This is a genomic window from Shewanella sp. 4_MG-2023, assembly GCF_030548015.1.
Lineage (GTDB): Bacteria > Pseudomonadota > Gammaproteobacteria > Enterobacterales > Shewanellaceae > Shewanella.
Genome location: NZ_JAUORL010000055.1, coordinates 1 through 11890, shown reverse-complemented (window position 1 = coordinate 11890; position 11890 = coordinate 1). Strand labels below are relative to the sequence as shown.

Annotated in this window: 9 protein-coding genes; 8 read left to right on the top strand and 1 reads right to left on the bottom strand. The window is 38.0% G+C overall.

All coding sequences use genetic code 11. From position 1 onward, the window contains the following. Window positions 1-286: 286 nt before the first annotated feature. Window positions 287-823 (top strand): hypothetical protein, encoded by a 537-nt coding sequence (locus Q4546_RS18715; RefSeq protein WP_102530788.1) that lies wholly within the window; start codon window positions 287-289, stop codon window positions 821-823. A 612-nt stretch (window positions 824-1435) separates the two neighbouring features. On the opposite strand, the gene Q4546_RS18710 is transcribed toward Q4546_RS18715, so the two are convergent. Then, a complete protein-coding gene (locus Q4546_RS18710) occupies window positions 1436-1948 on the bottom strand; it encodes a hypothetical protein (protein WP_102519582.1) in 513 nt (170 codons plus the stop codon). A 157-nt stretch (window positions 1949-2105) separates the two neighbouring features. Between Q4546_RS18710 and Q4546_RS18705 the strand changes: the two genes are divergently transcribed. The 7 genes from Q4546_RS18705 (at window position 2106) to Q4546_RS18675 (ending at window position 11576) form a co-directional block, all read left to right on the top strand. Continuing rightward, window positions 2106-2345, top strand: coding sequence for a helix-turn-helix domain-containing protein (locus tag Q4546_RS18705; protein WP_102440054.1), 240 nt, complete (start codon window positions 2106-2108; stop codon window positions 2343-2345). 230 nt (window positions 2346-2575) lie between these two features. After that, window positions 2576-3703 carry a tyrosine-type recombinase/integrase gene (locus tag Q4546_RS18700; RefSeq protein ID WP_102519583.1) on the top strand — a complete coding sequence of 376 codons (1128 nt, stop codon included), beginning with the start codon at window positions 2576-2578 and terminating at the stop codon, window positions 3701-3703. Between the two features lie 68 nt (window positions 3704-3771). Continuing rightward, entirely contained in the window at window positions 3772-5442 is a 1671-nt protein-coding gene (locus tag Q4546_RS18695) for a hypothetical protein (RefSeq protein ID WP_303446828.1), read from the top strand. 1889 nt (window positions 5443-7331) lie between these two features. Beyond that, window positions 7332-7730: a hypothetical protein gene (locus Q4546_RS18690; protein ID WP_303446827.1), complete on the top strand. Its 399-nt coding sequence runs from the start codon at window positions 7332-7334 to the stop codon at window positions 7728-7730. Window positions 7731-8485: 755 nt separating this feature from the next. Further along, a complete protein-coding gene (locus tag Q4546_RS18685) occupies window positions 8486-8851 on the top strand; it encodes a hypothetical protein (protein WP_303446826.1) in 366 nt (121 codons plus the stop codon). Window positions 8852-8899: 48 nt separating this feature from the next. Continuing rightward, entirely contained in the window at window positions 8900-10423 is a 1524-nt protein-coding gene (locus Q4546_RS18680; protein WP_303446825.1) for a type IV secretory system conjugative DNA transfer family protein, read from the top strand. Next, window positions 10413-11576 carry a DUF1887 family CARF protein gene (locus tag Q4546_RS18675; RefSeq protein ID WP_303446824.1) on the top strand — a complete coding sequence of 388 codons (1164 nt, stop codon included), beginning with the start codon at window positions 10413-10415 and terminating at the stop codon, window positions 11574-11576. The genes Q4546_RS18680 and Q4546_RS18675 overlap by 11 nt, the downstream gene beginning before the upstream one ends. Window positions 11577-11890: the final 314 nt, after the last annotated feature.

Below are 11890 nucleotides of genomic sequence, written 5' to 3'. Positions count from 1 at the left end.
GCCAAAGGATGCGTAAAATGAGCTTTTTACGCATCGATAATTTTGTAACATTCGAGAAAACCCATACATATCAATCTACTGCGAAATTTTTTAAAGTGTTGTATAGACCTCGTAAACAAAGACGCATTCTTTTTCCGGCAGTATTTTGAGCAATACTTACATATTCTCGAAAATATTCAATTTACAACAAGGACTTAGCGGTGGTACCTTTGAAGTTTGAATTGAGCAGCCTGGAACATTATTGTGCTGCTATTGAATAAGCTGTTAGCTTCAAAATGGAGGTTTCTTGAAATTTTTAATTTTCTTTATTTCTATTGTTTCTTTTTCGGCTATATCTGAACAGTGGTACGAAAATGGCGAAATAGCCCCTGAAAGGAGCTTTCAAGGAGGCATTGGTGATTTCGGGGCTATGGTATTTATGACCACCAACTCACAAAAAATGTTAGATAACTGGGAAGTACCAACTGACGGTTATTACGTAACGAATGATGAGGAAGTTGAAAAAGGGCAACCTATTGAAGCATTGGTAGTATTTTATGGATGTAAGGCCAATGAAAAAGGCAATTGCGTAGCTGAAGTAGATTATCGAATTGTTAAACCCGATGGTTCTGTTTACACAGAAATCAAAGACACAGAACTATGGAAGAATAAACCAGCGATGCCGGAAGGACAGCTAGGATTAGCCGTAGATAGGGTCGGATTAATCGCTGAGTTAGGAGATCCTGTTGGGGTATACACTGTTGAATTAGTGATTAGAGATTTAGTAAGTAATAACGAATTCCCTCTTTATTCAAGCTTCAAAGTCATTGAAGCTAACAAATGAATTATGTCGTTCGTAAACTCACTGGGACAAATACTCGCTGGCCTTCGGCCAAAACGCTCGTATTTGCCCCATATTCAAAGCGTTACCGCATCGTAGATTTGCATACTTCGCTAATCCAATAATCATTTTCAGAGCTTAAGCTCTAACGCATTTTTGTCCAGGTACGTGTCAGAGGGGGACTACTGACACGTTTTTGTCCAGGGCAGTTAAGCCGTTTTTCCTTGCTTGTGTTAACTGTTGATATTATTAACTCAAAAAATCTCATAAACGCGAACAAGTTGCTCGCTTGATGACACCCTAGTGTTAGGTTTTCTATTAAATACTCAGTTCTGACAAGTTTGTTAGGCTAATCGTTTGATGATAAATAATACAATATGGAAAACAAAACACACAATAATCCAATACTTGCCAAAATCAAACCCAAGTCTATATGCTCCATGCTGCCTCTTAACACTCCTTGTTAATTGTTCTAAAACTATAGTGCCTGATTAATGTTTATGACAATTCTCACAAAATTATTTTTGAACTCTCTGTCCAAAAGTCGCTAGACAAGTCAATGCTGTGGCCTGTGTTCATTGGTCACTAAAATAGAATTCAACGACATAATGACTTCTAAATCAGTTGCCTTTTTTTGACTTCATTAATCAACTCATTCACCGCATTGAGTTCAATGCTTTTTTTATACAGTTCGGCATCTAACTTCTTGAGCTTGGGATTAATGATTGCGCGACATGACTCAAACTTATCACTAAGCGATTTAAATGCATCGAATTGATGCTTTAACTGCTTGATATGTTTCTGTAGTGCATTATAGTGACTTGTGAGCGTACTCGTGTTGTTTATGTGCTTATTTGAAGTACCTTCAGGTCTTTTGGTGAGCACTTTAGTTGTGCTTTCTTGACTGAAAAGCTTTTCAAATTGGCCATTAGGGCTGCCTTTTGGAGAAAGCCGCTTTATAAGCTGTTTTTGTTCTAATCGGTATAAGTGGTTATGCATGCATTTTCGCAGAACGGCGACACTCTCAGATGAGTTAGAGTCCCACTTAAGTGCTTTTAATAACTGTTCTGTTTGAAAGATATCGGAACAATATCTGTTAAGTATTCTAATAAATTCAGCTTGTTTCATCGGTGATAGATTCGAGTTGTGATTAAGTTAACCCACTGATGCAAGCACCAGTGGGCGGGAGTTTAGCTAATAAGGCAGCGGCAAACTGATATTAGCTAAGTGAATAATTATCACAAAACACACTATAGTGTGTTTTGTTCTGGTCTTCAAGATAAGAATGAAAAAAAAGATTGCGACTGAGTTTGGAAAAAAACTAGCAGAAAAAAGAAAAGAAAAGGGACTACTTCAAAAAGACCTGTCTCAACAGTGTGGCTTTAGCCTTAATTATATCGGTATCGTAGAGCGCGGAGAGAAGAGCATTAGCCTTGAAAAAGTATTTATTATTGCCAGCGTTTTATCGTGCTCGGTGCATGATTTAATGCCTGATGAGAAAGCATTAGCTATCGATACTGAATAAACTTAAAGCATAAGGTGGCTTAATGAGGTAGCGATATATTTTTCATTAGGCTTAACTCACTTTAACGACACAGATAAGATTTCTATAAACTTGTCAAAATCAAAGTTTGGCAATATACTTATTTTAAATCATGAACTTACAATTAAATAGGTGTTGATTATATAACTGTGAAGTGTATTATTGTTCCCAAGAATAAAGCAGGCTAAATCAAAGCTGCAGACCTGGGGATAATGACTCAAACAGTTAATCAATTTATAGAAAAATACCTCGCATTTAGAAAAATCAAAGCAGCACCTTCTACATTGCGCTCTGAACGCAGTAAAGCCACTAAACTATCTAGGTTGATTGGTCATCGTTCAATTTGCTCCGTCAGTCACAGTGACGTTCTGCAGCTCATCCAGACGCTTGATACACATTACGCGAACAAAACCATCAATGAGTTCTTAATCATTTTGCGTGCTGTATTTAATTATGCAGAACGTGATGGTGCGATTACGCATAATCCTATGTTGGGTATTAGTAACCTCAAGGTCATTCACAGTGAGCCTGAGCCTTTTACGCTCAATGAGTTAAGCTTGATGAACCAGGTGGCCGTAGAGTGTGAAAGCGGTAAAAACCTGTTTCAGCTTGGGGTGTTAACTGGGCTGCGTATTTGTGAGTTGCTCGCATTAACATGGCAGTCGGTGAATTTAGACAAAGCGCAGCTGCATGTGAAAATCGCGCTGGTTGATAACATTTATAAGACCCCAAAGACCGCTGGTTCAGTTCGCATAGTCGAATTATGCGATTCAGCGGTTGGGATATTACAACAGCAACACTTGATAACCGGTCATAAAAAAACCGTTAACTTAACGGTCTTGCAAGCAGATAATAAAACCAAAAAAATTGAACGGCTTTCACCTGTTTTTTACAATAGCAAAACCCACAAGCCGTTTATTCACGCCAAACAATTCAACAAAACCTATTTTGCACCATTACTGAAAGCTGCAGGTATCAGCCATCGTGGAGCGGGGCAGTTACGCCACACGTTTGCGAGCCAAGCATTAACCGCGGGCATATCAAAAGAGTGGATTGCAAGGCAAATGGGGCATACCTCGACGGCGATGATAGATATTCACTATGGTCGCTGGATGTCACAAGATGCACCGAACAATGTCGCTCAGGTATCAAAGCAGTTTTCTAGCGTATTTGGTCGGTTTAACCCTCAAAACAAACAGATTCAATCGCCACCTTCCGCACCAGACAATGATATTTCGCTAACTTCTGAGCAGTTAAAAAGCCTGCTACACCAGCATCCTGAATTGCTAATGCAGTGCATTGGTCAGCTATTCGGACAGACTGATGTGGAGGGGGCGTAATGCGTATTATTAGAGCCTTTTATTCATGTATAAATTTTGCTTATAACAAAAAAGGTCGGCGCACAGGAATGGCATCGCTGATACATTCACTGCGACTTACTTGCCCCAGTGTCGCCGGGTTAACCCATTTAGGAAAAATGCAAAAATACCTGCGCACGAAAGATGAAATTCAAGTCGAATGGGATGAGTCACTATCGGATTCAAATCTGATAGATACACCAGATGGTATTATTCCTCTTAATTCTATTTCGCCAGAACAGCGTGAAGCTATTTTATTTGATGTCATGGGTGAAACCACTCAGAGTGCGGCTTCTTATGCGCAAAAAGGCAAAGCCAAATCGAAAGCAAAATCCAAATTGAAGTCGTGGATTGCAGATGACAAACTTCCTCACCACGTTGCTAAATTAGTGACGAGCTGCATCGAGTCCACCGTCTTTATCAACGTCAATGAGATTAGCGCTGAATTTAATCAGTTTGAACTGCCGAGAAAAAATCAAAAACTCAAACAACTTATCAAATATATCAATTCACATAATGCGCTCATTGATAAACCCAAAACCCTAAACTCGACTAATTTCCAAGAGATACTCTTTAAAATTCCTATCAAACATGGCGTTGGCGCGGATGTGATTAGTCATAGAAGCATGATGGAATCGATGAAGTTATACCTGCAAACATACTTCCCTGAATACCCCATTAAACTCATGACATTGCACCATGATGAGCGTCTACCCACGGAAAACACTGGCGGTCATGTTCACGTGTTTATTTCTGGTCAAAACAGTTTAACAGGCGAGCATGATTTACGTCTGTCTCAAATTAAACGTGTCAATGAGTTTTTGATAAAACGCGGTGATGGCGCAGATTGCCTCGCAGAGTCTGGACGACTGTATTATATCGAGAGCAGTGAGGTTTATAGTTATCTGCAGCAGATGTTTTATGAATTTATCAATGAAAACCTGTTTAACGAAAAAGACCTCAATGCTGAATTCTCACCAGAATCTGAGCGTCAGTCTGCAAAGCGAAAAGCGATGAATAAAGAGGCTAAATTACCAAAACATCAGCGCCCATTTAATTTCTACACGCGCAAAATAGAATGGCTACAGCAACAGATAAGCGTGCTGAATAAGCAGTACCAGTCGATAACTTATAACATCTCAAATGGCGAGCAAACCCTCGCGAAATTGCAGACTGAAAACAGTGAGATACAAAAACAAAATCTTGATTGGCAACAAAAAACATCTGGATTACACAAGGAGTACAAACAATTGCTCGTTAAACGCGACGATATCTGTACTGACATTGAGAAAGGGCAGGAGTTTATTCACGAGCAGGCGTCTATAAGTGAGCAATTAGGTGTTGAAGTCGAAAACAAACATGCTGAAGTGAATAAGCTAAATCAAGCGGCTACAGCCAAGCATAAGCAGGTCATTAAGCTCGATGATGATATTAGCAAAAAACAGGCGTTATTAGCGCGTCTAAAAGAGATAACCGCGCAGGCTCTTCAGCCGTTAGAGCAAATGATATCGAAAATCTATATGCGCTTCCAGACTGCGGACAGCAGCAAAGGTAAATATTATTTCAACATGGTTTTGGAAGCATTTAACGACAAGCTTTCACCTTTAATTCGAGACATCTCGATAGATATTGCCAAACAGACTCAAGACAACGCTCTCGAATCGGCATTAAAACGAAAAAACCAAAAACTGGCTGAAAACAAGTCTGATAGCGGCTTGTAGGTAAAGCATAGCTCATAAGCTAAATGGACCTATGCGACTAAAACGCATGTGACGTTAATGATTACCTATATGGCCTTAATCAACCCTGTAGCAGCCTTTAAGGCAGGCTGGAGGCTTAAGTAAAAACATAATAGATCAACCATTTCTCAAAAGAGGCTTATAGCGCACATGGGTGCCTATAAGCCTTTTGCATTCAACCCACTCATTATTTCCCCAAACTTGGTAAAACCACATGTCTCGATGTTGAGCATTAACCTTGCAGCCATTACGAGGGTGCTGATAGCTTGACGCGCTCGAGCATGAAGATTTACCTCCCTTTGATGAATGGCGGCATTACGGGCCCTCAAGTGCTTGTGACTACTTTTGGCATATACACAGCTCATTAAACCTTTCAAGCGGTCACAACCTGTAGCAATCAATTCTCGAATTCTATGGTGTCACCATAGTTAGGTGAGGGTGTGTTACTGCCAGTGATGGCAATGCTACTGTCACAACTGGCAGTGATAGTGTCAAATGTGGCAGTACGGATGCCATGAAGACTGCAATGGTCGCGAAACATAGGTAATCAATATCAGACAATGAGGTTAAGAAGAAATATCGCTGAATTTGGGACTCATTTCCTGTCGTATTAACGCGATATTATTCCTATAAAACGCTCTGAGAGATGGCGCTGCAGTGTCAAATCTCGACTTTCTCACAAGCCTTTTATCGATCCCTTTGAGCCAAAAAAGACAAAAATATCGCAATGAGAAAAGACCGATTTCTTGGGGCATTTCACCTGTAAGGCTGGATTTGGTTAAAAAACTATTTCTACATGTCATTTCAACAAAAAGCATTAAATACAACGAGTGAGGTACGAACAACTGTCAAAATTTCGCTACAGCAGAGAGCAACCCGTTTTGAAACTCGTTTGCTCTTGCTCTCAGCGAGAGCAAAAGTTTTTTAAATGTATTTGCACTCGCTCTCAGTGAGAGTAACTGTTTTCGAAATTCATTTGCTCTTGCTCTCAGTGAGAGCAATATTTTTAATTTATTGGCAACTAGATAAGCTCAAGAGCGGTATGTGGTCGTTTTGACGTGTTTATAGGGCTGTATTTGAGATTGTTAATACCATAGCGCAGAATTCGAAACTCTAGGCGCTAGAGGCATGGCTCAATTGCTTGTAAAACAGCACTCAGCGAGTGCGAAAAACGCTGGTCACCGCAGTCTAGACTGCGAAAAAGATTAGCCCACTTAAAAAGTGGGACAACATAGTAACCCGGTACGTACCTATCCCACTTTTTGTTCCAAAAAGGTCGGATAGGTACTCGGGCAAGGGGAGTACCCCTTAACCCCAATAGCCACAAGCAAAAGCATGTGAAGAACTAGTCGGCCACGCAAACCCAAACATCACCTACGGCCGCTATGACAAGGATATTCAGGCTAGGGGATTACTCAAATACATTGAGCGACTTGAATATGATATTTGATGATCGGATGTGTTTGTTCTAAAGTGATAGGGTCGTGTGAAGCTCATTTCTGCCCCAAAACGTAATTGAAATGGATATATCCCGAAGCTTAGCAGTTTGTATTTACCCTCTAAAACGCAATGTAACCTTCAGTTGAATGGCCAAATTATCTATACCATTACAGTAAATGTGGTTCGTGCCAATATAGTTACGATAAGTTTATGACAGAGTAAGCTAACGTTTAAGGTTTCAAGATACTTTTTTAATCTAAGTAAGAACGGTTTGGTGCAATGCGCTACTACAGGAGAGCAAGGGGGAGAAAAGCCTGACAACTGACAACCCACTCACATAAGATGGCCCACCCTATCGATGCTGTAACATTTCACAAAGGGTACTCTCGTCTACTATACTGTTCAAAATAACAGCAATTTCCGGGTGGGATATGGGTTATATTTTTGGTTTTTTTCTATTTCTGATATTTGTTTTTATAGCAAAAAGTTTATTTCAACTACTCAGTTCTATTTTAAAATTTCTTCTTTCTGATGAAAAATTAACCCTCCAAATTTTTAAGAACTACGTTTCTGCCATATTATTATCTATTGCTATTTTCATTTGCATTGGCGGTTTGTTTTATTTTACTAATGATGAAAATGGACATTTATCATGGCATATTCTGCTTTTTGATATCTTTTTTATTCTATTTATTCAAGTAGCTGATGGTATTGTGGATAGTAAAAAAGAGGACAAATTAATATCAATCATAGGTATATACCCTTTTATATGGGCTTTATACTCAGGGTTTGCCGCAACTGTTTTTGATATCGCTAATCAATTGTTATAATTACAATTTAAATAACTTATTCTTCGCTTCACTTCGATCGTAAAGTTCAGAAAAGTAATCCCAAACTCATGATGAATTCCTCTAATTTTTATGACATTAGCTTATTTTCACCAATAGATTTGAACATAGAATGCTGACTATTGACTGGAGAGATGATATTAAACGGCTTCAAAAGTAAGTGTACCTCCGAAGTTAGCTAGTATCACTCTGATTTTAGCTAGTTAGAATATTTAATTATTTTCACTTATACAAAACGTATAGACACTTTGATTACAGTGTAAAAGCACCTGTTAATACCTATAATTAAATTACTGTTTCATCATTAATAATTTAGTCTAAAAACTATTTTTTTATTTCAACTCTCTGTTCTATAACGCTCTATTACCCCAACGGAACCTTTACTCGCATAAGTGATTTTTATTCTTGGAGTTTCTTCAACGAACACAAAGCCGGAACAGTAGATCGACTGATCTTTGACTCTCCTCAATATTTACCTCTTTACTCACGATACTGTCACTGACGACTTCAGCCAATATCGTTCATTGAATTTGTAACTTAGCAGCCATTTTCAAGTAATGCCCCCTTATTAAAACACCATAAAAATTGTGACTAAAAAGAAGCAATACATCATCATTATTGTTAGTACAGTTCATCTTAAACATTACAATATAAACAGCCCGTCAGCTTGAATTTTGGCTAAAACATATTAAGATTAATTATCAAAAAAATGCTTCAGTTAGTAAAGGAATTCAAGTGTGATTTCGATTTTAAGTTTATTCCTTGGTCTCGCTCTTATTGGTTTAGCATGCTCCATTTTTGGCGTTCTATTAAGCTTAATAATGGGATTATTAGGTTTTACCACTAAAAAATTAAGCTTCGGTGATTCTGCTGAAGCAGCCTTCGAGTCAGTGAAGCCAGCAATTTTCACAGCCACAATTCTTGTTGTACCTGGATGTTTAACATTACTCAGACCATCTAGTGATATACCTGACTTTTTGCACTACGAAGACAGCTTCGGTCAAAATAATGATATGAAAAGTGGATTCATTCTTTTTATGTATATATTCACTGCCGTTTTTTTTGTTTTATATGTAATAAAAGTTCAAGAGCGTATGAAATGAATTAATTAAATTACCTAATATTAATAACTTATGGCGCGAAGGACTAAAATGCCAAACCCACGATTACCACCAAAAACGCTTAACGACGATGGACTTTTGTTAGCTTGGTCTTTAGAGCACGAACATCAACGACAGCCTATTGGCTTTAATTACGGTGTGCAAACGAATCAAACAAATCATCCAGCAAGTGATTTTTTAGACCCTGTAATCTTAGAGTCCGGTGGACATGTTGCTACCATTGCAGCAACAGGCACAGGCAAAGGGGTTAGCTGTGTCATCCCAAATCTTCTGCACTATACAGGGCAAGCTGTTGTTATTGATCCCAAAGGTGAAAATTATGCAGTAACAGCAGAACATAGAAAAGAGATGGGACAAAAGGTTGTAGTTATAGATCCATTCAATGTTACTAATGCTGATAAGAGAGATTGCCTAAACCCTTTAGATCTAATCGCTATTGATAAAGGTGCCATGCCTGCATTGCTAGACGAATGTTCAGCATTAACGGCTCTATTAGTGGAAGAAACCAATACAAAAGATCCTTTTTGGGATCACGCAGCACATAGAGTTATTGCCGCTTTAATTGGGGTAGTGGCAATTGATGGTAACGAACAAAGACACTTAGAGAAAGTTTCAGACTTGCTCAATCAGAGTGAGCAAAAATTAAGAGAATTGTTTACTGTTTTAAACAAAAAAACTAACAATTTATTTAACGGCTATTCATCTATTCTGGATACGGTAGCAAACAATACAATTGGCGGAATAGTAACAACAGCCAAGCAGCATTTGCAACATATTCAAAAAGGGCCGGTTGGTGAAGCAATAGGTAGCACAAGTTTTTCATTGCTTGATTTTATATCAGGTAAACCAATGACTATTTACTTAGTTTTACCCCCTGACAAACTGTACACACACCGAAAATTACTGCGCTTATGGATAGGTACATTAATTAGGTTAATATTAAAACGCCCCGGTTCTCCTGCCAAACCGACTTTAATGATACTAGATGAAGCAGCACAACTAGGACACCTTACTGAGTTAGTGCAATCAGTAACCTTATTGCGTGGCTATGGCATGCAAGTATGGACGTTTTGGCAAGACATCAATCAACTAAAGCAGCTCTACCCATACAATTGGCAAACCTTATTAAACAACTGCAAAGCGATTCAGGCTTTTGGTTTCCCAAACAAACTAGCTTGTGACGAAATATCAAATATTACCGGATACAACCAAGCAACAGATCTACTCGATTTGGACAGAGACGAGATGCTATTGCAACTTGCTGGCGATGAAGCTGTTATCGCACAGAAGCCTAACTACCTCCAAGATGATACGTTTTCAGGTAAGTTTAATAACAACCCATTTCATAACGCAATTGACGCCAAAGGGTTTGTTCCTATTCATCCGCAGAGAATATATGTTCGACCTAAAATTAATAAGACCATAATCCCTAGCCAGAAAGACAGTCAAAATAATCCCTACATCCATCTTAGAAAGCCAAAAAAGACAAATGAGGAGTTAGAAAAATTTTTAAATTCTTGGCGAGAATATGGTGATAATAAAAATGAAGAATAACGATAAAAAAGTATCACATATTTGCTTAATTGGGGATGATCCTACCGCTAACCTTACACCTATTATTGACAAGGATATCCCAAGTGACAGAGTAATTATTGCTCACGAAGAACATCAGCAAGAGCAAGTTGAACAACTTAAAAAAGTTATTCAAATCAGAGGTTATAAAGTTGAAAAGTGGCTAATACCATCAACATTTAATACTGAAGAAATTAAATTTAACTTTATGCAACTATTTGAGCAAGAAGCAACTCATCCTAGTGATACATGGCTAAATGCAAGTAACGGCACACGATATCAAATATTAGCCGCCTTTGAAGTCGCAAGAGCTTATGGAGCCCACATTTATATTGTTGAACCCAAATACGATGCATTGTGTTGGCTATCCCCTGAAAATAAAGAAATAACTCCGGTTGCTGATAAAATTAAATTACATGAATTCTTTTCCGTTAATGGCTGTAAATTAAAATCACAGCAAAATAAAAATGGAATCGCGCCCGATTTAAGAGTAATAGGTGAAAACTGGCTAAAGCAAGCTGACAGACTACAAACAGGTTTGGCTAAACTTAACTATCTTGCCCAATTTACCCATGGCGATACTTTCATTAGTAAGGAACAAGATAACGCCATGCTAAATGATGAATCATTACAATGGTTGCTAAGTGATTTAGAAACTTTAGCCCTAATTAAAGTTGATGGTAAATCAGTACACTTTCAAAATGAAAAAACGCGTTTTTTTGCTAATGGAGGTTGGCTTGAAGAAATCACTTTTAGCTACATTCGTAACTTAAGCGCTGAAATACCAGAACTGCAAGATGATGGTCACAGTGTTGAAATTGAGCGTTCGGTCAATGGTAAAACGATTAAAAATGAACTAGATGTTGTTGCGCTAGTTAATAACAAACTTCACGTTATTGAGTGTAAAACTAAAAAGTTTAAAAGTGGCGGAGGCTCCGACATGCTCTATAAAATTGATTCGTTAGCAGAGCGACTTGGAGGGCTAAAATGTAAATCGGCTCTTGTTACTTTTTACCCTTTAAATAATAGCGAATTAGCCAGAGCTTATGAATTAAATATTAATATTTTTAATGTGAATAGAATTGTAAATTTAAAATCTAGCTTAAAAAAATGGCTACTAGGTAACCACGAATAATTTTAAACATATCATTGATTAGTAAGAATGAAAGTTGCTTAAATCTTCCTCGATAACAGGTAACTAATGACTCTAGTACGATATAGAAGCAGGTATATCGCATACTTTACTAAACATCGATAAAAAACGATAACAAATATCGAAATTCTGCTTAGTGGGTTAATAACAAGTGGTCCCGGCTGATTCTGACTCCCTATATCTAACCACTGTGATTCAAATCAAAATAACGAATGGCAGGAGACTGTAACTAATTTTGTGTAACTGCTTATTAACACGTACTCTATAGAGAGTCAAGGATAGGCAGATACTCATGA